Annotated in this window: 28 protein-coding genes and 1 tRNA gene; 15 read left to right on the forward strand and 14 right to left on the reverse strand. The window is 33.0% G+C overall.

The window, feature by feature from the left end:
- Positions 1–320: 320 nt before the first annotated feature.
- The 3 genes from Ana3638_RS20790 to Ana3638_RS20800 form a co-directional block, all read right to left on the reverse strand.
- Complete coding sequence (locus tag Ana3638_RS20790; protein WP_161839741.1) at positions 321–782, reverse strand: helix-turn-helix domain-containing protein; 462 nt, start codon at positions 780–782, stop codon at positions 321–323.
- 267 nt (positions 783–1049) lie between these two features.
- Positions 1050–1508 carry a GNAT family N-acetyltransferase gene (locus Ana3638_RS20795; protein WP_161839742.1) on the reverse strand — a complete coding sequence of 153 codons (459 nt, stop codon included), beginning with the start codon at positions 1506–1508 and terminating at the stop codon, positions 1050–1052.
- Positions 1509–1615: 107 nt separating this feature from the next.
- Complete coding sequence (locus Ana3638_RS20800) at positions 1616–2164, reverse strand: flavodoxin family protein (RefSeq protein WP_161839743.1); 549 nt, start codon at positions 2162–2164, stop codon at positions 1616–1618.
- 241 nt (positions 2165–2405) lie between these two features.
- Here Ana3638_RS20800 and Ana3638_RS20805 point away from each other — a divergent pair, with 241 nt between their 5' ends.
- The 5 genes from Ana3638_RS20805 (at position 2406) to Ana3638_RS20825 (ending at position 7710) form a co-directional block, all read left to right on the forward strand.
- Positions 2406–2660, forward strand: coding sequence for a tyrosine-type recombinase/integrase (locus tag Ana3638_RS20805; RefSeq protein WP_161839744.1), 255 nt, complete (start codon positions 2406–2408; stop codon positions 2658–2660).
- Positions 2661–3115: 455 nt separating this feature from the next.
- On the forward strand, positions 3116–4330 hold the full coding sequence (locus tag Ana3638_RS20810; RefSeq protein ID WP_246240446.1) for a DNA cytosine methyltransferase: 1215 nt from the start codon (positions 3116–3118) through the stop codon (positions 4328–4330).
- Positions 4311–4838 carry an ATP-binding protein gene (locus tag Ana3638_RS20815; protein WP_161839745.1) on the forward strand — a complete coding sequence of 176 codons (528 nt, stop codon included), beginning with the start codon at positions 4311–4313 and terminating at the stop codon, positions 4836–4838. The genes Ana3638_RS20810 and Ana3638_RS20815 overlap by 20 nt, the downstream gene beginning before the upstream one ends.
- A 212-nt stretch (positions 4839–5050) precedes the next feature.
- Positions 5051–6439, forward strand: a complete 1389-nt coding sequence (locus tag Ana3638_RS20820) for a sensor histidine kinase (protein ID WP_161839746.1) — start codon at positions 5051–5053, stop codon at positions 6437–6439.
- Entirely contained in the window at positions 6436–7710 is a 1275-nt protein-coding gene (locus Ana3638_RS20825; RefSeq protein ID WP_161839747.1) for a hypothetical protein, read from the forward strand. The genes Ana3638_RS20820 and Ana3638_RS20825 overlap by 4 nt, the downstream gene beginning before the upstream one ends.
- 187 nt (positions 7711–7897) lie before the next feature.
- Here the strand turns inward: Ana3638_RS20825 and Ana3638_RS20830 are convergent, their stop codons facing one another.
- Together Ana3638_RS20830 and Ana3638_RS20835 are read right to left on the reverse strand one after the other, a co-directional pair.
- Entirely contained in the window at positions 7898–8542 is a 645-nt protein-coding gene (locus Ana3638_RS20830) for an HNH endonuclease (RefSeq protein WP_161839748.1), read from the reverse strand.
- A 521-nt stretch (positions 8543–9063) separates the two neighbouring features.
- A complete protein-coding gene (locus Ana3638_RS20835; protein WP_161839749.1) occupies positions 9064–10188 on the reverse strand; it encodes a transglutaminase domain-containing protein in 1125 nt (374 codons plus the stop codon).
- Positions 10189–10367: 179 nt separating this feature from the next.
- On the opposite strand from Ana3638_RS20835, the gene Ana3638_RS26945 reads away from it, so the two are divergent.
- On the forward strand, positions 10368–10580 hold the full coding sequence (locus tag Ana3638_RS26945; protein ID WP_161839750.1) for a helix-turn-helix domain-containing protein: 213 nt from the start codon (positions 10368–10370) through the stop codon (positions 10578–10580).
- Between the two features lie 110 nt (positions 10581–10690).
- On the opposite strand, the gene Ana3638_RS20845 is transcribed toward Ana3638_RS26945, so the two are convergent.
- On the reverse strand, positions 10691–11779 hold the full coding sequence (locus tag Ana3638_RS20845; protein WP_161839751.1) for a hypothetical protein: 1089 nt from the start codon (positions 11777–11779) through the stop codon (positions 10691–10693).
- Positions 11780–12073: 294 nt separating this feature from the next.
- Between Ana3638_RS20845 and Ana3638_RS20850 the strand changes: the two genes are divergently transcribed.
- The 7 genes from Ana3638_RS20850 to Ana3638_RS20880 all read left to right on the forward strand — a co-directional run bounded on the left by Ana3638_RS20850 (position 12074) and on the right by Ana3638_RS20880 (position 16729).
- Entirely contained in the window at positions 12074–12415 is a 342-nt protein-coding gene (locus tag Ana3638_RS20850; protein WP_161839752.1) for a hypothetical protein, read from the forward strand.
- A complete protein-coding gene (locus Ana3638_RS20855) occupies positions 12415–13164 on the forward strand; it encodes a hypothetical protein (protein WP_161839753.1) in 750 nt (249 codons plus the stop codon). The genes Ana3638_RS20850 and Ana3638_RS20855 overlap by 1 nt, the downstream gene beginning before the upstream one ends.
- Positions 13165–13902 (forward strand): hypothetical protein, encoded by a 738-nt coding sequence (locus Ana3638_RS20860; protein ID WP_161839754.1) that lies wholly within the window; start codon positions 13165–13167, stop codon positions 13900–13902.
- A complete protein-coding gene (locus Ana3638_RS20865; RefSeq protein ID WP_161839755.1) occupies positions 13899–14219 on the forward strand; it encodes a hypothetical protein in 321 nt (106 codons plus the stop codon). The genes Ana3638_RS20860 and Ana3638_RS20865 overlap by 4 nt, the downstream gene beginning before the upstream one ends.
- Positions 14220–14420: 201 nt before the next feature.
- Positions 14421–15449 carry a hypothetical protein gene (locus Ana3638_RS20870; RefSeq protein ID WP_161839756.1) on the forward strand — a complete coding sequence of 343 codons (1029 nt, stop codon included), beginning with the start codon at positions 14421–14423 and terminating at the stop codon, positions 15447–15449.
- Positions 15450–15533: 84 nt separating this feature from the next.
- Positions 15534–16340, forward strand: coding sequence for a hypothetical protein (locus tag Ana3638_RS20875; protein ID WP_161839757.1), 807 nt, complete (start codon positions 15534–15536; stop codon positions 16338–16340).
- Entirely contained in the window at positions 16316–16729 is a 414-nt protein-coding gene (locus Ana3638_RS20880; RefSeq protein WP_161839758.1) for a tyrosine-type recombinase/integrase, read from the forward strand. Before Ana3638_RS20875 ends, Ana3638_RS20880 begins: the two co-directional genes overlap by 25 nt.
- Before the next feature lie 252 nt (positions 16730–16981).
- Here the strand turns inward: Ana3638_RS20880 and Ana3638_RS20885 are convergent.
- A tRNA-Gly gene (locus Ana3638_RS20885) sits at positions 16982–17053 on the reverse strand.
- A gap of 405 nt (positions 17054–17458) precedes the next feature.
- Positions 17459–18250 (reverse strand): HAD family hydrolase, encoded by a 792-nt coding sequence (locus tag Ana3638_RS20890; RefSeq protein ID WP_161839759.1) that lies wholly within the window; start codon positions 18248–18250, stop codon positions 17459–17461.
- 333 nt (positions 18251–18583) lie between these two features.
- Here Ana3638_RS20890 and Ana3638_RS20895 point away from each other — a divergent pair, with 333 nt between their 5' ends.
- Complete coding sequence (locus Ana3638_RS20895) at positions 18584–19723, forward strand: acyltransferase family protein (RefSeq protein WP_161839760.1); 1140 nt, start codon at positions 18584–18586, stop codon at positions 19721–19723.
- Positions 19724–19903: 180 nt separating this feature from the next.
- On the opposite strand, the gene Ana3638_RS20900 is transcribed toward Ana3638_RS20895, so the two are convergent.
- The 3 genes from Ana3638_RS20900 to Ana3638_RS20910 all read right to left on the reverse strand — a co-directional run bounded on the left by Ana3638_RS20900 (position 19904) and on the right by Ana3638_RS20910 (position 22325).
- On the reverse strand, positions 19904–20686 hold the full coding sequence (locus Ana3638_RS20900; RefSeq protein ID WP_161839761.1) for a class I SAM-dependent methyltransferase: 783 nt from the start codon (positions 20684–20686) through the stop codon (positions 19904–19906).
- A 140-nt stretch (positions 20687–20826) separates the two neighbouring features.
- Positions 20827–21510 (reverse strand): 4Fe-4S dicluster domain-containing protein, encoded by a 684-nt coding sequence (locus tag Ana3638_RS20905; RefSeq protein WP_161839762.1) that lies wholly within the window; start codon positions 21508–21510, stop codon positions 20827–20829.
- A 350-nt stretch (positions 21511–21860) separates the two neighbouring features.
- Positions 21861–22325, reverse strand: a complete 465-nt coding sequence (locus Ana3638_RS20910; RefSeq protein ID WP_161839763.1) for a GNAT family N-acetyltransferase — start codon at positions 22323–22325, stop codon at positions 21861–21863.
- 156 nt (positions 22326–22481) lie between these two features.
- Between Ana3638_RS20910 and Ana3638_RS20915 the strand changes: the two genes are divergently transcribed.
- Positions 22482–23123, forward strand: coding sequence for a peroxiredoxin (locus tag Ana3638_RS20915; RefSeq protein ID WP_161839764.1), 642 nt, complete (start codon positions 22482–22484; stop codon positions 23121–23123).
- A gap of 96 nt (positions 23124–23219) precedes the next feature.
- Here Ana3638_RS20915 and Ana3638_RS20920 read toward each other — a convergent pair whose 3' ends face one another.
- From Ana3638_RS20920 to Ana3638_RS20930, 3 genes are read right to left on the reverse strand one after another with little or no spacing between them, the layout of a single operon-like run.
- Positions 23220–23684, reverse strand: a complete 465-nt coding sequence (locus tag Ana3638_RS20920) for a RidA family protein (RefSeq protein WP_161839765.1) — start codon at positions 23682–23684, stop codon at positions 23220–23222.
- 4 nt (positions 23685–23688) lie between these two features.
- Entirely contained in the window at positions 23689–24060 is a 372-nt protein-coding gene (locus Ana3638_RS20925; protein ID WP_161839766.1) for an amidohydrolase family protein, read from the reverse strand.
- Between the two features lie 34 nt (positions 24061–24094).
- On the reverse strand, positions 24095–25171 hold the full coding sequence (locus tag Ana3638_RS20930; RefSeq protein WP_246240449.1) for an alanine racemase: 1077 nt from the start codon (positions 25169–25171) through the stop codon (positions 24095–24097).
- Between the last annotated feature and the right edge of the window lie 184 nt (positions 25172–25355).

Genomic DNA, 25355 nt, shown 5'->3' on the forward strand with positions numbered 1-25355 from the left:
CGCTCTCAGCAAATCTGTTACATTTGTCAATTCATTTTATTTATATACTGGATGCAAGAGGTGTACTACTGATTAAGGACGATATTCGTCTTTAATAATTGAATATCTCATTCTATCGCTCATATCTCTACCAAATCTTCGCAAAGTTCCTTCATAAACAAATCCAGTTTTTATCATAGCTTGCTTTAATATTTCTTCATCGCAGCCGCAATAAGCAAAAGCAACTAATAGTCCTAATTCATTAAACCCATAATCTAATATTAGTTTATGTGCCTCAGTGACATACTCTAAATCGTTATAATTATTACAAATATGAACTTCTAATTCTCTATACCCTTATATCTGTTTATGTCAACAAGACCAACAACTCCAATAAGTTTGCCTGTTTCTTTTAAAATAACAGGGTACATTTCTTGATACTCTTTCCATATTTTGATGGAATCTAAGGTATCATCAACTATACTAAAATTCAAATAATCAATAAAATTGTTTGATTTTTGTTTCAATTCAAACAAATCAGTTGCATCACTTTCGCTCCATTCTCTGACTAATAATCTGTTAGATTCGATGGTTTTCATAACATTCCCTCCACTGTTTAGTAAGTAATCAACAGTAACATGGAAGTATTTTGCTAAAATCGGCAACATAACAATGTCAGGGTATGTTACTGACGTTTCCCATCTTGATATCGTTTGCATACTAACATTTAGATATTCTGCAAGTTGATGTTGTGTTATGCTTTTTTTAATTCTTAATTTTTTGATTGATGCTCCAATGTCCATATTCATTACTCCTGATTTAAATTTGTTACGTTACAAGATGATAATAACTCAAAACCATTTCATCTTCTATGTCACAAAACAAGAATGGGTTAAACATATATGAGGTAATAATTATAAGAATCAGGCCCTATTTCTGGTATCTAATTTACTCCAACCAATAAATGCGAGACGGGATTCGAATTCTATCCCCTTATAAAAATATTAATAGAAAGGGACTTTACGGCACTTCCGATTTTTACGTACTCATAAGGGTACTCAACCGTATGATTAGGAACAAAATTCAATGGAATATAAAATATCGTTTAAATCTTTATATTTATACTCACCTATCTTATTTAGGCTACTATTATGTTCAATAGCTGTGCGCTCGAAAAATTTATAACTTGCCCTATTGTCACTATTTATGGTTAATTCTAATTTATTATATCCTTTAAGTTTTGACTCTTCGATAATACGGTCAACTAATATAGATGCTACCTTCTTACCCCGATAGTCAGCGTCTACTACTATCTGCCATATAAAATAACATTTTTTATCTATTGATGGGAGTGCACATACAAAATCAATAACCTTATTCTCTTCTGATACCACATAATTACTTGAAGGAAAATACCCCTCCATTATCCAATAAACATAGTCATGATGGGGAAAGACATACGGTTTTCCATTCGAGAGTAATTCCATTACCGCTGGAAAATTATCTTTTTTCAAACTCATAATTTCCATTTTCATTTTCTCCTTAAAAATAGTAAGTTTCATTAAACAACGAAGCTTCTACATAAATACCTGCATTCCAGTTTATTAATTTGCTCGTTAATTTGGTATATGTAAAACTAAACATTTATAATTTTATTACAAAACTCTTCTATTTCACTTCTCTTGCTTTCAATATCAACTTTATACTCGACAGAGCAGAGACCCAAACTATCAGTAGGAATTATTCCCATGTGACCATAAAAGTGTTCTATACTCTCTATAATTCTATTACACTCCTTCATACTCGGTCCTGTTCGTAATGCAATACTATACCCTTTTTTCCCCTGACCGATTGTTGCATGCGGTTCATGTGTATTACACCAAGGTGTACATCTGTCAATAAATGCTTTAAATTGTCCTGGAATATCTGCCCAATAAGAAGGTGCTACTGAAATAATACTATCAGCCCAAGAATAATCTTCGATAACGTTTAGAACATTATCGTTTTGTATGCATTTTGCTGTTTTATGACATGTCCTGCACCCTTTGCAGAACTTTATTACATAATCATCAATGCAAATGTTTCTAATATCATATTTTGTTCCCAATATTGAGTTTACAACATTTATTATTTCGGCTGTAGCACCATTTTTGACAGGGCTACAGTTTATCAGTAAAACATTCATCAATATACCTCCACGAAATACGGTTTGATTCAACAACTTACTTCATTATATCATTCTCTTTCGAATATGCCAACATATTCCAATAACGGTTACACATCACATTTAATGGAAGTCGTGGAACCAAGAAACGGGATGTACATTTCTCTGAAACAAAGAATAAGGAACCTGTAAGCCACCGAATAATCCCAAGGATGAAAGCAGGGTCTATCTCCCGGAAAAAAAGGAAAAGCTCTTTAAGCAGTTGAACAAGCTGTTAATGCAGATGCCTTTTGAAACCGATGCTTATGTTGTATTTCTTCTCTTCAAGCTTGGGCTTAGAATTGGAGAAGCTGTGGCGCTGAAATGGGCGGATATTGACTGGGAAGCCAGAGAAATACATATTCACCGTATGGAAAGTCGTGTTGAAGATGAAAACGGAAAACTCAAAGTAGCTATCTGTGAGTATACGAAGAAGAAAAGTCCTGTCGGTGACCAATATCTCCCCTTACGTGATTAACAAGGCATTATAGCGGTTCGAGTACGTAAAAGGATTTTACACACATCCTGCACACATTATGTTTTGAAACAAAAAAACAGGAAAGCTTGATTTTACTAGCTTTCCTGCCCCTTTTTCATTAAGCGCGAGACGGGATTCGAACCATACACCATCTGAAAAATACGGATAGAAAGGACGTTCCGTGCATCATCTTTTTAAGTGTAATCAAAAATGTAATCAGATAATTTAAAATCAAAATATTGTAGATTAATATAGTGGTCTGAAAATATTATATAATATTATGTTGTTTTACACATTATTATGAATTATAATATTTGTGCAGTATAATTATTCTTATATGTTATAATGATGTTGAATAAAACTCATGGGATAATGATAGTAAAATAGACATATACTGCTATTAATAACTGGAGGTATGTCGTGTATATTATTGATTTATTTGCTGGAGCGGGGGCTTGGCAGAGGGCTTTATTTCTGAAGGGTTTACGCCGCTTGTTCATATAGAAATGGATAAAGATGCTATAAATACTTTAACAACTAGAACAGCTTATCATTATTTAAAGCAGTGTGAAAAAATAGATTGTTACATACAATATTTAAAGAAAGAAATAAGTAGAAATGATTTATATAGTACTTTGCCATTAGAATTAATGAGTACTATTTTTAATGAAACAATATCATATGAATCTTTAAATCGAGTTTGTGATATAATTGACAATAATATGAGCGCAATGAATTGTACTGAAGTAGATGGGCTGATTGGCGGTCCACCATGTCAAACATATTCTATAATAAGCCGTAGTAATGGGAAATATCAAAACGAGAAAGACCAAAGAAACCATCTGTATAAATTATATGCAGAGATTTTGGCTAAATACAGCCCAAAGTTTTTTGTTTTTGAAAATGTACCCGGAATAAAGACTATCAAGAATGGAGATTTGTTTCGAGAATTATTAAGCCTGATTGAAAGTAAAGGATACACTGTATTTCCTTTAGAATTAAACGCAATGGATTTTGGCGTGTTACAAAACAGGACACGGGTGATAATCACCGGTTGGAAAAAAGAATATAATATTAAAGAGATGTCCTATCCGATAAGCAAAAATAGCCAATACATCGTAAATGATGCTTTACTAGATTTGTATCCTTTGAAACCGGGAGAAGAAATAAATAGATACTATTCTTCTCCTAATAATTATTTGCTTAATAGCGGTATAAGAAGTAATTTGGAAATACCTTTAACACAACATATGTGTAGATACCATAATGAAAATGATCGGGAAATATACAAAATTGCTATAGATTTATGGAATACAGAAAAAAAACGGCTTGTATATTCTCAACTTCCTTCTCGGTTAATAACTAGAAGTAATCCAGATATTTTTTCCGATAAATACAAGGTGGTGGCAGGGGATTTACCATATTCACATACCATTATAGCTCATATATCTAAAGATGGACATTATTATATTCATCCTGATATAAAGCAAGCAAGATCAATTTCAGTCAGGGAAGCGGCACGAATTCAATCATTTCCAGATGATTATTTTTTTGAGGGGACTCGTCAAAAAGTCTATACCCAAATAGGTAATGCAGTTCCACCGTTAATGGCAAAGAAAATAGCTCAAGGCATAAAGGAGGTATTGAAAAATGTCCAAAAAAGATTATAGTTTTAATCCAAAGGCAAGATTATTACTTCAATTAGGAGATCAATTAATCAGAAATGAAGCGGTAGCAATTTTTGAGTTGGTAAAAAATTGCTACGATGCTAATGCTAATTATGCCTTAGTTTCATTTTATGATATTAATAAACCAGAAGAGGGAACGATCATAATTGAAGATGATGGCGATGGTATGGATTTAGATATTATAGAAAATGTATGGATGCAGCCAGGTACTGACTATAAAGAAAAGATATATCAAGAAAATAAAGATAACAAAGAATATTCAAAAAGACTACCTATTGGAGAAAAAGGAATAGGTCGGTTTGGTGCATATAAATTAGGAAATACAATTGAAATCGTTACAAAGAAAAAGGAATCAAAAAATGAAATATATTTTAAAATAGATTGGTCAAATCTCATAGATATTAATTATCTAGCTGATATAAGTGTAGAAGTTGAAGAAAGAAAGCCCAAGTATTTTTTGATAAAGATAAAAGTGGCACTCGTATTATAATTAGTAATTTAAGAAATACTTGGAGCAAAAAAATTCTGCGCGAAACCGTTAGGTTAATTAATACTTTAACAACACCACCCCAAGTAGAAACAATCGATTCATTTGAGGTCAAAGTCGATGAAAATATGCGATGGACAGACGGTTTGTTGGATGTATCTAAAGTAATTAAACAATCCCTTTTTAAAGCGAAGATCATAATTAAGAATGACCATATGAGTGAGTTTTTTTATAAATTTACTCCTTGGGACTCAATGACAGAAATTAATCATCGTAATCACAAAGAGAAAGATATAATTTTAAAAGAGCAAATTTTTGATGAAGAGACAAAAAAGAAAATTTTTAAGGAAATTAAGTTGTCTCCGTATGATATTGGTGAAATTCAGATATATTTTTATGCATATAGCTTTGAGTCAAATATTTTGAAACTGGAAATTGATGACAAACAAGGTTTTAAAGATTATGTATCTGCTAATAGTGGTGTAAAAGTATATAGAGATGGTCTACGTATATATGATTATGGAGAAAAAAGTAATGATTGGTTAGGACTTGATATACGCCGTGTAAATAGACCCGGAATTACAATCAGTAATAATCAATTAATTGGTTATGTTATGTTGAATAGATCACAAAGTTCGGCTCTTGTGGAGAAATCAAACCGTGAGGGATTTGTAGAAAACGAAGCTTATGAGGCTTTTGAAAAGGCGGTTTTATTTGCATTGCAACAATTCGAAATACAAAGAAATATTGATAAGTCGAATCTTAATGATAAATATGTTTCTAAAAGAGTTAAAGAACCTGTAATACGGCGATTATCGGATTTACGCGAAACCATCGAAACAAAAGTTAAAGATGATAGTTTAAAATTAGATTTAAATAGAGAAATTGCACGTATTGAAGATGAATATAATGACATGATAGAAACGTTTATTAAAAGTGCAAATGCAGGGATTAGCCTTGGTGTAGCTATTCACGAGATAGATAAGGTGGTTGATGAATTAAATCGTTCACTTGACAGTCGTTCAAACCAAGCACTTGATCATGCCCAGGATTTGGCGAAGAGACTTACAGAACTTGTAAAAGGATATTCCATGTTATTGAGAAGTAAAGATACAGGGATTTATGATATAAAGGCGATAATAAAACAAGCACTTTTTAATGTTGATTTTCGCTTAAAGGCACATGGCATTCAACTCATCTCAAATATAGAGCAATATCAATCTTCTAAACTTAAATGTTCTAGAAGTATTTCGATTGGCGCGATTACTAATTTAATCGACAATTCAATATGGTGGTTAGGTTATAAAGAAATAGAAAATAAGAAAATTTATGTAGGCTTGACTAACGAAATGGCAAATTACGATACAATAATAGTTGCTGACAATGGAATTGGGTATACAATACCTACAGAAGACGCTATTAAGCCATTTATTCATGGTCGTCCAACAGGTGCAGGTGTAGGCTTAGGACTTTTCGTAGCTAATCAATGTATGGAAAACCAAGGTGGCGAATTATTATTCCCTGAGTTTTATGATTTTGATTTACCGCAAGATTTTAAACATGGAGCTATAACCGCATTAGCATTTAGGAGGAAAGCAAAATGATTTTACCAAAGAACGGGCGAATAGTTATTATTGATGATGAAATGGATAATATTAAAGAATTTATGGAGATTTTTTCAATGGAAGGTGTGTCTTTCTCATATTTCAGCGGAAGTTATGAAACATTACCCGATCCCGATAAACCTCTTACAGATACATTTTTGGTGCTTTTAGATTTAGAATTGGACGGTTCTTCAAGAGGAGATGATGCTACTCAAGCATCACAAGTTATTAATGTATTAGATAAAGTTTTAGGTCCCTCTGCAAAAGACCGTTCTGTGATTATTGTTGCTTGGAGCAAGTCTCTTAACATACTGAAAGAATTGAAACCTCGTATGTCACTAGTAAACATGTCTCCTTTAGCTTTTTTAGAAATGGACAAGCTTTCATGTAAAAAGGAGGACGGTCATTTTGACATTGAATTAATTAAGAAAACCATTGAAGAAAAAATGGCAGAAATACCATCTATTAATTTAATGTACTTTTGGGACAACCTAGCTGGGCAAGCAGCCGCCAAAGTATATAAATCAATATTGTCATCATCAAATGTGGTAACAATTACAGATTTAAATAAACGATTAAATACTTATTATGAAGAACTTGCCAAGGCATATGTAGGAAAAGGAGTTACCCAAAACCATTCTTATGCAACAATAAATATGCTAAATGTATTGTTGGCTAATGAAATAGGTAAATCTGATAGTAGCTCGATATCACTAGATATTTCTAGAGATAATAGAACTATATTAGATCTTATTGATTATGCAAAAATAAATTCTAGTATTAATTTGATTTCACAGCCTAAAGCGCTGTCTTGCGGTAGTGTACATATTAATCCTGATACAGAACTAAAAGTAACTGGGTTTGATATTTTTAAGAAAAAAGATGAAGCTAAACAGGAATTCGAAAATGAATACAATAATATGATATCAATTATTTGCGAAGTATCAACATTATGTGATCAAGCTCAGGATAGAAGGTTATTGATGAGATTTTGCCCAGGTCTATTGGTTCCTAGTGTTCTCGATAGGCATTTTAAACAATATGCTGATTACTTGTATATAAGCTGTTTGTTATACGATAAAAATATATTTAATGGAAAGCCTTTTTATTTAGTATTAGATTTTAGAAAATTCTTTACAGTAAAGAATTTCGAAAACCAACCTAATTTACTATTTCAATTGAATGAAAATTTATTAATGCATTTACAAAATAGATTAGGCAGACAAATTAGCAATCCGGGATTAATATTTGCCGATCATAAAAATAGGTAGATGAATAGTAAAAATGGGAAAAGCAAATAAATAATATTTACTCACTCTTATTTCGGATTGAGCATATTTTAAGCCATATTCAAAAATAAAATCCATGAAACATGTAAAGGCTGATTCAAAAGCCTTAACTATGTTTCATGGACTTCGTTTTTAGCAATGGCACAATATTTAAAAATTCTTTAGAACTTTAATTAATGGGTTTATTTTGCTTAATAAGTAGTGCTTTCACTTCATCTATTGAATATACACCATTAGGTTTGCTATGAAGAATTAAATGACAATTTGGACATACAGGTATGAGATCCTTTATAGGATCTACAACATATTCTTCAGAAATCTCGCTTAATGGTTTTAAATGGTGGACGTGAATAATGCCGATGTAATCTTGTCCATATGTATCGGCAAAACTAAAACCACATACAGCACATTTGTCACCATGAATTTGTATACATTTTTTTCTGGCAATAGGATTTCTTTCATAAGCATTTATTACTATAGTTTTTCGTTCCCCCTCATAAAGGCTGTTTGAAAGCAGTGTTTCAGGATAAATATATAATGTACTCAATATTGTACCTTTAATAAACTTTTCGAAATTATGAAGAGCAACTCCATACATATTATTTCCTATTGAATTTCGTTCTTGAAAAGTAGGATTGTTTAATGCCGTATCCATAAATAGCTTTAGTCCATCTGTAGATATAATATCTGTAATATCCATATTAGCCCAAGATAAAATGTTCTTTACGGCACTAGAGTAGTGTCCGATACTACTATCTGATATATTAAGATTCTTTTTCATCCAATCTTTAAAGGATGCTTGCCAGTTGTTCATTAAACCACCTCCTTTATGGTTAATATAACATATATAATCAACTTAATAAATAGTGATTTTAAGCTATGTGATATACAAATGAAAATATCCTATGATTATACTGGAGTACTTTGAGCCACCATTTCGGAAGGTCAGAGCCACTTTTTGTAATCCGCGAAAAACATTATTCCACGGTGCTCTTGACATAAGCCTCCATCGGATGTGATTTCAAGGCAATGCGGCCAGCCAGCGCATTCTGCGAGCTTTGCCTTGGCAAGAAAAGCCTATCACATCCTACTCATGTAAAGAGCCTTTCGCGCCATAAGCTTATTGGCTCTCTGGAACCGGAACGGTGGCTCCCAATTTTCCGGACAGGCGGCTCTTTCAAGTGTAATCAAAAGTGTAATCAAATATTATATAAAGGTTTTACCAACCATCATAAAAATAATTACTAAAGTTCATTATTTCCGGGTAGATATAAATGAAAAAATCATCGTTTCCTACTACTGGTATGTTTATAGTATAATTAAGTATATTCTTTCTTAATTAGGGTCATATAAAGAACCATCCATTAATCTCACTGAGTAAACAAAATAACCAAGTGTAGCATCGTATTTAATCAGCTCATAAGTCTCTTCTGCACCAGCCAATTCTGGTAATTCGTAATTATAATCTAAACGATATTCATCAGGGGAAATTTTAGTAACTATTGTTTCTGTATTACAATAGCAAAAAAGTTGAGTATACAAATCACCATAACGGTTACCGTTTAAATCATAAACATAATAGCGTTTATCGGGATTTTTATAATTCTTATCAATATATTGGTGTACGACCGAACCAGCTAAACCGCCACCTTCACCAAAATTACTAAGAACGCCTGAGAAGAAATCACCAGTTTGTGCAGGAACATTGATAGTATAGTATGTATTCCCATCTTTCACTATTGGTTGCCAATCAAAAAACATTTTATCATTACTAGAATCTATAGCCTGTACTGGATCTATAATGTTCCATTTACCATTAAGTTTCACACGGCAAAAAGCATGAGCATCAGGTTCATAATCATGGTAAGTCATTTTTTCACAAGTAAGCCCAGCGGCTTCACATAGTTTTTGATAAACCGTAGATAATTCATCACAAACACCAGTCTTTTTGAATAATGCTTGAAAATCACTACATTGGTCTGTATAAGTAAAATTATCATGAAAATACATGAATATACCAGCGGCTTTTTCATAATCATTTTCAGCCTGATTTGTTGCAATTTTTACAATACGTTTTATTTCATTATCATATAAACTACTTTGCATTTCTGATATATTGTATTTTTTTATAGAAGATGTATTATTTCCTGATACAGCCATTAAATAAATAGTATCACTATATCTTACACTTTTACCAAGGTTAATTTCCTTACCAGAATATATATTTTTACATTTTGTTGTTACATTTTTATTATCAATTCTGTAATAAACTTTACTATTTGGGTCTGCTGTAACTTTGAGATAAAAATTACCGTTGTTTACATCGTACCTGATTACAGCAGTGGGTGTTTCTAAATTAGCGCCTTGAGCAAAAACTATGTTGGTAGGAATTATTAATAACAAAATGCCAAGTATTAAGTAAGTTAAAATAGAATAGCAATATCGATTCCTGTTTTTCATAAAAATCCTCTCTTTTCCTATGTATTTTTCTATAAATTAAACAAAATTACCCTAGGCAAACTTAGAAATAATAATCCCGTATTTTTACATATTGTTAATCCAAATTTTCCTTGTAACTATATGGTAGCATATCCAACAAAAGAATGCAACTATCCAGTAGTATTATTTTGGGTGATGTTATGTATTTTAGAAGAATTGAAGAATTACGTATTGACAATGATAAAACTCAACAAGAAATTGCAGATTATCTAAACTGCCAACGTGAAGTGTACCGACGTTATGAAAAGGGGACACGTGAAATTCCTATATCATACGTTATTTTACTGGCCAAATATTATAATTGTAGTGTAGATTATATATTAGGACTAAGTAACCGGAAACAGATTAAGTGATTATGTTATCCTCTATATTTTGAAAAATTTTTACAGATGAGAGTTCCTTTCCTTATTATTATCAGGAAATTGAACTCTCTTTTTTTAACCTAAAAGTAGTAACTCTTTCATCAAATTATTAGCCCATGATTTAAAAATATATTATTTATAGCTTGAGATATCCTATACTCTTTGCTCGTATCTGATAGCGCAATAATACAAAATACATTCCAAACATCAGTATTAATATTTGAAAATATATCCCACATTTCTAATAAAAATGATTTTTCCTGATAATTTAATTCTTGTGAAAGGAATACAATATAATCATTTTTCTCGACCTGGTTAAGTTGTTTCTCGTTCAAAGTGATATTCAGAAGTCTGCAATATTCAAAAGCATTATCAATAATATCCATTTTGGGTATCTTCAATTCGAGAATTTTATTCTTTATTGCTTCTAATTTTTCTTTGCTGAGAGATTCAAGGACTTTTATAATATTCCATTTGTAATCATCTAATAGTAAAAAAGATTCATAATATTCATAAATACATTGTAAGGTTTTATCTGATAATTTTTCTATATTTATAAAAAATTCTTCGTTGATAGCATTTTCCGCTATGCTAGAGTCCATGTAGAAATTTATTTGTTCATCCTCAGAATCAACTTGATTAATAGCAGTCAAAATATCATCCAGTGATGACTTCTTTAAAATATTAAGGCTATATTCATTTGGCAAATAAATGAGCGTATCTTTATTCAAATTTTTATCAAGTAAATCAACTATTTCTGAAAATCTATAAACTTGTTTAATTTTAATTGCGTCCTCACAATTTATATTTTCTTTAAGGACGACATTATATTTTTCTAGAATTAAATCATTTAAAAATTTTGATACTGTTTTAGTAGGTTTGTGAGTATCATTTTTTCTATATATTTTAGAAATGTAATCTCTTGTATGTTTATAATTCTCTTCATCTTTATCCTTATTTTTATCTTTATCCTTATCCTTATTTTTAATGTATTTATATAAATCACTTTGCGCAATTTTATATTCGTCCATAATTTTTGTAAACTCAACTTTTGAATATCGAGATTTGGCTTCATTTAAACTAATCAACTCTATGTTATGTGTTTTAATAAACTTCTTAAATGCTATAACACATTCTTCTAATGGAATTATCTCGTTAATTACTTTTTCCTTTTTATCTTTTGAATTCATATTTTCTCCTTAATATGTAATACATAGTAGACAATTAATTAAAAATATCGAAATGAATGTCTATAGAAAGCAACATCTATCTGTTTTATAATATAACACAGATACAGCGAAAGCAAGAAATTAACATACTAACATCAGAATAATCTACTTCGATAACACCAAAAGAGAAAAAGTAAAAATATTAAACTTAAGCAGTTTATATATTTCACCTTAAAAATCGGTTTGCGCAAGCCTTTATAATAAATTTTCTTAAAGCCGGCACTTTAATATATTTTAGAAATAGGAGGAATCATTATGGATGTTTTATGGCTATTGAAGTTGATTTTAACAGCTCAACAGGTCTTAAAATCAACCCGTTTTATAGTTACTGGAACCAAAGAAATAAAGGAATATATAGACGGTAAATATACCGGAAAAATAACAGGCATTGCCTATAGTGGAGTAGCACCAGACAATAATTACATTCCGCTGACAATTAAAATTTTATCACCGACTTCTGTAATAAGTAAAGAAGATTTAGAAAAAGGTCCTGTAAATGTAAATGTCAAAGGCTTTACTGCAACTCTGTATAAGGACAAACAGAATAATGTACAACTGAGCTGCAAGGCAGAAACACTGGAGGTGGGGATTAAGTAATGTACTGGGTAAAGGCCTGGGTAGAGAGCTTTAAAAGCTCTCTACACCTTAAAAAAATAATATTAGTATTAATAGTACTGCTTTCAATCCTATCGTTAACTTTATTTATTATTTTTGTTAGCATGAAACTTTTTAATTTCTTGGCAACAAATTTTATTCCAATTCTCTGTGTATTTGGCGGATATATTTGGTTATACCAAGTCTTTAAAGATCGTCAACAAAAAAAGCAACAAAATATCGTTTCTTTACAGGAATTAAAACAAGAAAAAGAAACAGAGCTGAAACAGATTCGCGCTGAAGATGATTATAAATTAATCAGGCAATATCTCTATCTAGTATTAGCAGATATTTCTGATACTGTACAATTAAGAATGCCTAAAATACATTCTGAATTAGACACTCCTAATCATTACATTGTTAAAAACGGTGTAAACATATACCAGTACATTGTAGCTAAAAACAATACATCACTAACTACGGATGAAATAAAAGACGTACTAACCCGACGTATTGAACAACGGCTTAAAGAACAACAATTTCCCGGTATTAACCAGAGCTATTATATACATACGTCTGGCATTAGGTATCCAATCTTTCTTATTGATTCAATATCTGATATGGGAGCGTATTATCAGCTTGATATTGCATTCTGTGGTTTAAAGTTCTGTGATTATCTAGAAGCAAAAGCATATGCTAAATACGATACTATGCAAAATCAGAATAGTCAACCAAGAGATAAGGAATTTTAAATGAATATAGATACTTTTATTAATGAATCACTTCTACAGAATGGGCTAACAAGGTATATACCATGGAAAATATTGGAAGAACCTCATGCGCTTATAGTCGGTAGTAGCGGTTCTGGAAAATCTTTTAGTTCTTTACTTTTACTAGCAAGATTATCATTACATTTGAAAAATTTAGTGTTAACTGTATGCGATTTCAAAGGCGATAAGTCCTTTGCTTTCTTAAACGGTCAACCTGGATTTTACAGATACAGTGAATGTCTTACTGGAATAAATGCTTATTATGATGCATTCATACAAAGGCAAAGCGGTAATGATACGAGTGATAATTTTCATATTCTCTTCATTGATGAATACTCTAGCTTTCTATTATCACTTTTGAAAGCAGAAGCAGAAGCCGTAAAATCTAAACTTTCACAAATATTATTTATGGGTAGATCGTTCCATTTTTTTCTAATCATAAGTATGCAACGATGTGACAGTACCTTTTTTCCATCAGGAGCCCGAGAAAATTTCTCAATGACATATTGCACTGGCAGCATAAGCCCTGAACTGCGTGACATGATATTCTTTAATTTCAAGGAAGCAGTCAAAGTGCCTAAGCAAAGAGGTCATGGGTATATGCTTAAAAACGGAACAGAGTTATATCAATTTGTAGTTCCACAAATAACATCACTACAAAAAGTACAGGCATGTATTAAAAAGACAACTGAAATTTCAGAAGAAAGGAGAACAGAATGACTTACCAACAAATCATTGACAAGTTAAAGACAAGAACACGTCATAAATTTAAATTAAAGCATGGATTTCAAATTGAAATATATAATAGTCCATTTCTATTTCAGTGCAATGTCTCACGTTATAAAACGCTACTGTTTCAAATCTTGCAGGATGAGCCCAACACTGTATTAATACATAATACTGCCTATAATGACCCAAACAAGATAAGTGAACAAGGGTTAGGATATGACATGAATAAGGATATCTTCGAAACAGATGATTATGCCTTAAGCCTAAAAATCAAATTATTATTATGTGATGCATTAGCTCGATTATAAACCATATTTAAATGGCTGTGATGCGGAGCAAATCACAGCCATTTAAATATGAGTGAGCCAAAGGCGAACCAAAACCCGGGCCTAGTATTACCCGGGTTATGTAACAAATTATAAAATACCGATAAACAATGATTTATAAACCTTTCCGATATATCTCATTTGCGACATCTAAAAATCGCATTTGTCGCAATCAGAAAAGAGGTGATAAATATATCTGAAAAACAAGCAAGGAAATACCAGTTAACGGATAATCATAAAGAAAAAAATGGGCTTTCACATAATCAAATTAAAGAAAAATGCTTTACAAAATTTAAGGCATTCAGATATGGAGCAATAGTTGATGAAATAGGAAGTAACGGAACACATCATAGTCACATTTTTTTATGCTTTGATAGTCCAGTAAGATTCAGCACAGTAAAAAAATCTTTTCCATCAGCACATATAGAGCCATGTAAAGGAAGTATTGAACAGAATTTAGATTATCTTAAAAAAACAGGGAAATGGTCGAATACTAAGAAAGCAGAAACTACCATTGAGGGAAGTTTTGAAGAATTTGGAGAACGTCCTCCAGAAAATAACGGAAAGCGCAAAGACCTAGAGGATCTTTACCATATGATAGTAGATGAAGAATTATCCAATGCAGAGATTATCAGAATCAATCAGGATTATATTATGCAGATTGATAAACTCGATAAAATTCGTACAATTTATTTACAGGAAAAATATAAAGGAATGCGCCGTCTGGATATGGAAGTTACTTATGTATTCGGTGTTACCGGTAGTGGTAAATCAAGAGATATTCTTGATACTTATGGAGATGGTAATGTCTTTAGATTAACTGACTACTTGCATCCTTTCGACCAGTATTCATGTGAACCTATAATCGTATTTGAAGAATTCCGTTCATCTTTGCCACTAAAAGACATGTTGAATTATCTGGATATTTATCCCATTATTTTACAAGCGAGATACAACAATAAATATGCATGTTTTCACAAAGTATTCATATGTACAAACTGGGAATTAGAAAAGCAATTTTCAGAATTAAGACAAAGTGACAAAGAATCGTGGGCTGCTTTCCTACGTCGAATACATAAAATAAAGGAATATCGTGATAGTTCAATAATAACCTATAATTCAGTTAACGAATACCTAAACCGTAATTCTACTTTTACATCAGTCAACCAGTTAACATTAGATGAGCAGATAAAAATACCGTTTCAGAAATAAGAACATTAAAACCAATCCAAGAAAGGGGGCTAATGAGCGGATACCTTTTCAGAACTCTTGCGTTTATTGCAGGATAATAATATAATGAATATAGATGATGTACGGATGCGTGAAATGGTAAATAACATGAAACGAGAAATCATTTTAAAAAATCATCCTTACGACATTTTCTTATCTACTGATAATCGCTACCATACCTATGTTATGGTAAATGACAAGCGTAAACCAATCGCTAAGAGTACAAAAGAAAAGGTCGAAGACGCATTAGTACAATTTTATAAAGAAAATGAAGCAAAAACGCAAAGTACATTGAAAACCTTATATCCTGAATGGCTTGATTACAAGCTAATCTGTACGAACTCTTCCAATACGGTAAGACGGATTGACAATGACTGGAACAAGTATTATGTTGATACGGATATTATTGAAATTCCATTAGCAAAACTGGATTACATAACCGTTGATAAATGGGCACATTCCATTGTCAAAGAGCGGAATCTGACACAGAAACAATATCGTAATATGGCATTAATCATGAGACAAGTTTTACTATATGCCATAGATAAAGGTTTAATAATAGAAAGCCCTTACGAACGAATTCGGTTGTCAGGGAAGATATTTGCAAAAACATCCAAAAAGCAATCTTCTACCCAAGTATTTTTAACAGATGAACAGCCACGAATTGAACAAGAAGCCTATGCAGAATTTTATACAACAGGCAATCCAGTATCCCTTGCTATTCCCCTTGCTTTTCAAACAGGTTTACGTGTAGGTGAGTTAGTTGCCTTGCAATACAGTGATATTGAGGGCGAATATCTACATATACAACGGATGGAAGTAAGAATACCTCATAAAGATACAGATGGATGGGAACTATCGAATACCAGGTAGTAGAACACACCAAGACACTAGCTGGAACAAGAAAGGTATATCTAACCACAAAAGCACGTGAATTATTAGATACTCTCCAAAAAGCATCTATCAATACCGGATTTGTTGATAATGATTATATCTTTGTTAATGAAAAAGGTAGAATCCATGTCAGGGCATTGGATTACCGATTGAGAAAATACTGCTCGAACCTGAACATACCAGAAAAAAGTATGCATAAGATACGCAAGACTTTTATATCAACCTTAATAGATAACAATGTGAATATTAATTATATTCGTGAAACAGTTGGACATGAATCGGAAGAAACAACATATAAAAGCTACTGCTTTAACCGGTTATCAACGGAGAAAACGGAGAATATCTTAGAAAATGTTCTCTGTGGATAATGTAATCAAGTGTAATCAAAGGATATAGAGAGAAAAGAGAAATGGAAGCCTTATAAATCAAGGCTTCCATAAAAATAATTGAAGCGCGAGACGGGATTCGAACCCGCGACTCCCCGCAGCGGCATTGCTCTGCAAAGCCGCCGGAGAATGCTGACGCATTCTCCCTAAGTCTATTCTCGTATGAGTTCGATTCTTGTCTGGTATTTGAATATAAAAAAGGACTCTTCTAACGAAGAATCCTTTTTTATATTAAGCGCGAGACGGGATTCGAACCCGCGACCCTCGCCTTGGCAAGGCGATACTCCACCACTGAGCCACTCGCGCGTATGTAATTTTGAAATGTTTATGTGTCAGACACAAATGATATTATAGTGTATCAAGGCCAATCTGTCAATAGATATTTTCAATTTTTTATTTTTTTAACTCTTTTTTTGAAACCTTTTTGGGAAGCCCTTTTTATCTGTTTTTTGGAACAAAAACATTTATTTTTGTGTCTCACTCAATATTCAGTTTTCATTCTATTAATATATAATAGTGATGTAAAAGCTTGTCCGAGCGATATAATATATTATAAAGCAAAGCAATGAGGCAAAAATAAGCATATAATAGTTGTTAACCATGTACGGGAAATAAATTTTAAACTCAAGTACATTTAAGTTAACCTCTATTATATTTATATCCGCCTCTGCCGATTGATGATTGAAATAATATAATTTTCTATATATAACTTTATATAATCTGAAAATGCTGCATTGCGAAAGCAATTCCGTCATCATGTATATCCCTAGTTATAAAACTTGCTGCATTATAAATGCATTCGTCGCTTTTACCCATTGCGATACTATTGATTGCGTATTGAAACATGGGAAGATCATTGGAACTATCTCCAAAAACATATGCATTTTCAAGTGGTAAATGGTAATGCTCCAATACCCGCTTAATACCGCTGGCTTTTGAATAACCTTTTGGCACTATCTCCAACAGGCAGTCACCCCGGTCAATACAGTCAAAATCTTTCTCCATCATCTTAAGGAACTCCTCCACACCTGAATCCTCGTTAAATTGGGCAAAAATTTTATCATATAAAAGGCCTTCTGATTCCCAGTTTTTCGTTATGCCATAACCTCTCTGATTAAAATGTTCCTTTAACTTTTTCATTTCTGCTGATACAATTTCCTTTGTATCAAAATAAACATCATCCAGGCCCTCTAATACTGCATCTATATTATATTTACGTAATAAATCAATAATTTTTCTGCAGGTTGTTTCCTCGATTGTTGCTGCTTCCAATATCTTATTATCAACGTTAATATAGGTACCGCAGCCACATACAAAACCATCAAATCCGATGTCACGTATTTTTCTTTCAACATTAAAATAGGTTCTTCCGGTGTTGATAAAAGCAAGGTGCCCATTCCCACGCGCTTTTCTGATTGCTTTGACGGTACTATCCGGAATCGTTTGCGTATCCTCAGTCAATATTGTTCCATCAATGTCAAAGAACATTATTTTTCTTTCCATATGATACTTCCTTTCTCTGCAAATGATTGAGCCCCATACATCATATTTTGTAATTATATCTGGAATTAAGAAAGAATGCAAATAGATTCATTTATTTAGTAAATTTATTTTCTCCTTTAATTTCTCCCATTAACGTAAAAGTAACTTAATCATACCTGCTAATTCCAATTTATATGATTGTTTTTTGTAAAAATTCAGTTAATTAATTTAATTAGAAACCATAAAATTTCTACATAACAATATACCCTCTATAACTTTCCTATACAATAATTCCAAAATATGCTATACTTTCAATGTATTTAAACTTTTAATAGTTGGATTAGGAGGGTATTTATGATAACAAATGGCTCATCCAGATTTGCTTATATTGATAATCTTCGTTTATTAATGATTATTTTTGTAGTTATGGTACATCTGGCAGTAACCTATAGCGGGATCGGCAGTTGGTATTTAGTGGATAGTACAGAACTTGGCGCGGAGTCTTTAGTTTTTTTCGGGTTGTTTCAATCCTTTACACAGGCTTATTTTATGGGTTTTTTATTTCTTATTTCCGGATATTTTGTTACTAAATCTTATGACAAGAAAGGTCCTAAAAAATTCTTAAAGGACCGTTTTATACGATTAGGAATACCCACCCTAATTTATATGTTAGTTATACACCCTTTTATTGTTTATGTTCTCTTAGGAAATATGTGGGATAGACCAGTATTTATAAAATATTATTTGGTTTACTTTTTTAGCCTTGAATTTCTTGGTGAAAGCGGCCCCTTGTGGTTTGCTTTTGCACTATTACTTTTTAATTGCTTTTATGTTTTATACCGTAAAATCAATAAAATATACAGCTCTTCAACTAAAAAGGAATTACCTGATTGGAAGGCTGCTATTATGATAATTTTATTAATCTCCATAGTTACCTATATTGTCCGTTTGGTTCAACCCATTGATACCGCTATTTTAAATATGCAATTGTGCTTCTTCACCCAATATATTGCTTTATTTATCCTTGGTATAAAAGCAGGAAAGTATGATTGGTTTTCAAAACTTTCCTATCCGATCGGACACAAATGGTTCTTAACCGCATTAATTCCGGGAATTCTTTGCTGGATTGTTTTAATGATAGGAGGCGGAGCCCTTGATGGAGGGTTCGACCTATATAAAGGCGGGTTTAACTGGCAGAGTGCCGCTTATGCCATATGGGAATCATTCACAGCAGTTGCTATGTCCATTGGACTAATTTCTTTATTTAAAGAAAAATATAACAGACAGTCAAATTTAATAAAAAGCCTATCTGATCGTTCCTTTACGGTTTACATGTTCCACGCTCCAATTATAATTACAATTTCACTCATTTTGATGAATGTGCATATGCACCCAATCTTAAAATTTTTAGCAGCATGTGTAATCGGATTTCCCTTAACCTTTTTTATATGTAATTACATTAGAAAGATACCGGTTTTAAATAAAATATTGTAGTCATAATATAAAGTTAAAGGCAGCTGAATAAATTACAATCAGCTGCCTTCTCATATTTTCCTATTAACACATAACATTTAACTAGCTTTACATAATATTTATCTATCTTCACATCACAGTTATCTATTTTTTAAAACCTATTTAACTTATATATAACAATGTGCCAAATAATGTTATATCTCATTTTTTTCTGCCTACATATAGCCCATGACTACTGTATCCAATTAACTCTTCCCGTTCACAGGATTGAAAATGATATTTAAGCCAGGCCTCAAATAATTCTTCTTCTGCATTATCTATCGTTTCCCTAAAATGACTCGCCATTCCGTCTGTTGCAGCCATATGTAATTTATCAATTGAAAATGCTCCCATTAAATCATTGATTTCATTAACTGTTGACATCTCAAATAGCAGCTCCGGCTTTCCAACGCAATGAAACTGATCCGTTATGATTCCATCCTTTATACCATTTACCAGATTACCGGATAATAATCCCCATCCTAATATTACCGCATCATTCATAATAAATGCAGCATAAATAAGACCTCCCGGTTTCGTAACACGAAGTGCCTCTCCCACTGCCTTTTTCTTATCTTCTATATTATATAAATGATACAAAGGACCCAATAAAAGAGTTATATCGAAACTATTATCTTCAAAAATAGAAAGATCACAGGCATTACCCTGGTGTATATTTACTTTCATATCTTCTGTTATTTTATTTTTAAAACATTCAATATTGTGTTCTATTAATTCCACAGCTTCTACTTGATAACCATTTTTAGCATAATGCAGGGAATACCTGCCGGTACCGGCACCGACTTCAAGAATATTCATACCTGGTGTCAAATATTTATCTATATACCTAGTAGTAGTCAAAAATTCAACGGATCCATGTCTGCTGAGCAGACGTCCTTCTTCATCATGATTGCTATAGTAGTTATCCAAATGTTCATTTTCCATACATATTCCTCCCCGACTGCTATTTTAATATCAATAAGGCAGTAAATTCTTTTTCTAAGACTAACATTATCATGTATATTTGTCAATCCAAAAATTACCATACTCAAATAATAATTTTAGGATAATTTAATTTACCCGGATTATAAATTAAAATTGTTTTTACAGATATTTATCCTATACTTTTCCATATACTTTATCGTCCATGGACAGCTTATTAAACATTTTAAACATCCTTCACATTTATATACATCAACGATACAATCCCGATTCATACCTGGTTCCCATGCAGAGCCATGTATTGCATTTGCAGGACATATGTCAATACATTTCGTACAGCCTTTACATTGGGAATCTATAAATGGTCTGTTTTCAGATAGTAAAGGCGCATTTGTTAAAACAGTACACATACACACTGCACTGCCATATTCTTTGGTAACCAGCAGATTACTTTTTCCGATCCAGCCTATACCTGTTAACATTGCAATTTTTTTATGTGGCAGGGGAGTTGTTTTCGTAGATTCATTAAAAAACCCGTGTATTAGATTTCTTTCTGATTGGGAAAAAGCATCATAACCTTTTGAAATGATAAAATCAGTCAGCCAGTCTGCAAGCTCATCCGCACGGTGCTCTTTCTCCCCGAACTCAGAGTGATCCACTGTATTTTCTTTTATTTGACGATAAATATAATCGGGGCTTAAGGTTATCCCTATCAAAATAGCAGAATGATACCCTCTGTTTTCCCTATCCTGGAGCTTTGTTATATCAACTACCTTGATAAAATCAGCACCACGGTTTTTTAATTCAGCTTTGATTTCGCTTATCATACATAATCCCCTGAAAACCTATAGATTTCATTTTTCCTAAATAAAACGATATAGCAATAATATCATTTCAATATTCTTTTAACAACCTCAAAGATTTTTCAGAATTATAGGTAAGCAATTAGTTCCTGCTATTTTTAAGCCTAACCATACTAAAAATTAAAGTAAATAAATCAATTAAAACGATGATTCCTATCCCTCTTATTATCATATCCGAAAAAAGAAATACAAACCGATTAATACCCATTAATAGCAACGCTATTACCATAATAATAAAACTAATAATAAACAAAGGCTTGCTTTTCATATTTAATTTCCCCATTTTATCTTAGTATCATTGCCGGATCTAGCTATCACTTAAGCGTATATACCATAGGAATATATTCTGATTCCTTTATTTTAAAACCTGCCTTTTTATATAATTCATATCCATCATTCGTTGCCATAAGTTCAATTTTTGCAAGATTTAATAATTTACCATCTTCAATGGCCATAGAAACAAGCTGCCTCGCGATACCCTGTCTTCTATATTCATATATCGTATAAACGTTCATTAAAATTCCTATCTTGCCTGTAATAAAATGAGGACTTGCAGGACGTTCTTCAACAACTAAAAGTACTGTTGCAACTATCGTTTTATCAACAGCAACATATGCAAATAAATCATGGTTTAGATGTCTCGTAAAATATCCAGGTAATGTTTTTTTCATTATAGTTCTGTCACTTTCATTTATATAACCCTGATCTTCTAATAAATAAGCCATTCTCATCTCTGCCAAATCTTTTATATCTTCTGGCACCGCTTTTCTGTAAATCAAATTATTTCACCCCTTTTAACTCATCAATTATTATATTCCTTAAAAATCCTTTACAGCTTCTTTTCTACGCTTTATTTACTTTAAGTTATAAGTTATATTTTAACATATTCTTTCGAGCCGTCATATGATATTAAAAACTGTTTTCGGGGTACATTTATGAATGTTAGTATTGGTATGAAAGCCCCTGATTTTAATGCGCTAACGACATTCGGGCCAATGAAATTGTCCGACTACAAAGGACGCTGGGTTGTACTGTTTTCTCACCCGGGTGACTTTACTCCTGTATGCACTACCGAATTTATTGCATTTGCACAGGCGAACGATCAGTTTGAAGCATTGAATACAAATCTAATCGGACTTAGTATAGACAGTAACCCTTCCCATCTGGCGTGGGTGAATCAAATCTATTTATTAACAGGTGTCCAAATTCCTTTCCCGGTTATTGCAGATCGTATGGCTGAGGTTGCAAAGCTCTATGGAATGATTGCACCTGATGCCAGTAAGCAAGAAACGGTAAGAAATGTATTTTTCATTGATCCGGATCAGGTGATACGTGCTATTTTAATTTATCCCTTAACAAACGGCAGAAACATTTCTGAAATTCTGCGTCTGTTAACCGCTCTTCAGACAACAGACCGGTGTAAAGTTGTAACACCTGCAAATTGGCAGCCCGATAAATCTGCAATGGTTCCTCCGCCTGGTACTTATGATCAATTATTAGAACGTGTCAATGATCCGCAAAAAAGTGGCCTGAATTGTATGGACTGGTTCTGGTGCTATAAAGATATCAATAATTAAAAATATTTAAGTGGATTGTGTTTGACTCGTACCATAGGGTTTTGGAAGAATTTATTGCAAAATAGCGCATGTGAATTACTTCACATGCGCTGAAAATTATTCTTTAATTTCAAATATTGCTTCAATTTCAACGGGAATATTTCCCGGAAGTACGTTAACACCGATTGCCGACCTGCTTGGTGCCCCTGCATCTTCTCCAAATAAATCTACGAGAAGCTGAGATCCGCCGTTTGCTACATAGGGCTGTTCATAAAATTCATCCGTACTTGCAACAAAAACAAGTATTTTAACTGCTTGCTTTACCTTATTTAAATCACCAATCTGTGCCTGTAAAACTGCCAATACGTTTAACATGGAGTTTTTGGCAAATTCTTTTGCTTCATCCTTGTTAAACTCTTTACCAACTTTTCCAGTAACAGGAGTATCCATTACCGGGCCGCATCCGGATATGTAAACCAGATTGTTTCCAAATCCTTTCGAAGAGGAATAAACCCCTCCTTTTGCAGGTGCTTTTGGCAGTTCCAGTCCTAATTCTTTTAATTTGACATATATATCACTCATACAATTAACCTCTTTCTTTTAGTTCCGGTGCGGCTCCAAGACATGGTTCAATATAATCAAAGATATCTTTACGGTATGTCCTGGGTGCGGGAACCGGAGCCAGTCCGCAATTTCCGCCTATAACCGTTGTAAGTCCCTGGGACAACTCAATGGTACCAAAATCAGCGTTATATAAAGCATCCATATCACAATGCCTGTGTGTATCAATAAATCCCGGAGTAACCGCAAACCCATTCGCATCAATAACATTCTCTGCACAGACCTCTATGTTTTCTGTAACAGAAGCTATCTTATCTTCTTCTATTAAGATGTTTTTCTGATAAAGACTGCCGCCGCTTCCATCATAGATCAAACCGTTTTTTATCAGAGTTCTCATACCAGCATTCCTCTTGCTGCTACTTTTTCCTGTTTCAGACTTTCACCATCGTAAAGGTAAACCTGATTCTGCATATTGATAGCAGTACATACAGAATTGGAATCAGTGCAATCTTATCCCCTACTTTAAGCCCTGTATCACCTTTCATGCTTGTAATGATACCATGTTCTTCATTCATTCGCCGCAGTCTGAGATCCTCGTTTCCCTCCACAAGAGCATACCCAGGATAGTAATAAGGTGCCGTATCCAAAAGGATATCCATGGGAAATGTTTTGGTCCCTCCATCAATAACAGCATATTCCTTACAGGGGACACTTACTACGGTAGCATAAATTTTTACTGCAATCTCTTCCGGTTTTGCCGCTTCCTCCATACAGAGCATATGGTCGTTAAAAATGTAAGTTCCGGGACGTATTTCATTTACTTTTCCGGTCTTTGCCACCTCCAGACCTGTGGGCGTAGAACCGGCACTAATATCCTCAATTGGAACACCAGCATTTCTAATTTCCTCTGCAATCTGTTCCATCAAATCACCCTCTTCCAAACCTGCAAGCTCTCTATCCACCGTAGCTTCATCGTGAAAGACCAGGCTTTTAAAGGTATAGATTCCGGTCAGTTTCAGATTGGATAGTCCGTAAATCTGCTTTGCAAGCTGTGCTGCCTGAGTCCGTACAACTCCGGTACGTTTTGCACCGGTATCCACTTCCATACGTACCTCAAATATCAGTTTGGCAGCCTTTGCCGCTTCATTTAGCAAATTCGCGCATTCCATACTGTCCACTGCCAGGATAAGTCTTTTCACACGTTTCGCTAGTTTTATTGCCCGCTTAATCCGAAAATCCCCTACCATAGGATAGGCAATAAAGATATCCTCTGCCCCACCGTCTGCCATTACCTCTGCTTCTGAAACTTTAGCACAGGTAATACCACTGGCCCCATGTGATAACTGCATACTGGTAAACAACGGCATCTTATGTGTCTTAATGTGGGGTCTTAACCTGCAATGATAAGCGTCCGCTGCTGCCTGCATTCTTGTTATGTTTTCCTCTGTTTTCGCCATATCTATTACAATACAAGGTGTCTCAAGCAGTTCAAGTAATTCTTTCTGCATAATTTTACTCCTTTCCTATTCCTATCGACATTATACCAAAAAATTACTATGATGAACTTATTTTAAACTTTCATTCACTTTTTATAGGAAAGTTTTGAAAGCTTTACTAAAATTATCCTATCTCTATTGCTCATAATCAGGTGATGTTGGTAAGTCTTAATTTTAATCCAATGAAAACTGAATA

The sequence above is a fragment of the Anaerocolumna sedimenticola genome (genome assembly GCF_009931695.1).
Lineage (GTDB): Bacteria > Bacillota > Clostridia > Lachnospirales > Lachnospiraceae > Anaerocolumna > Anaerocolumna sedimenticola.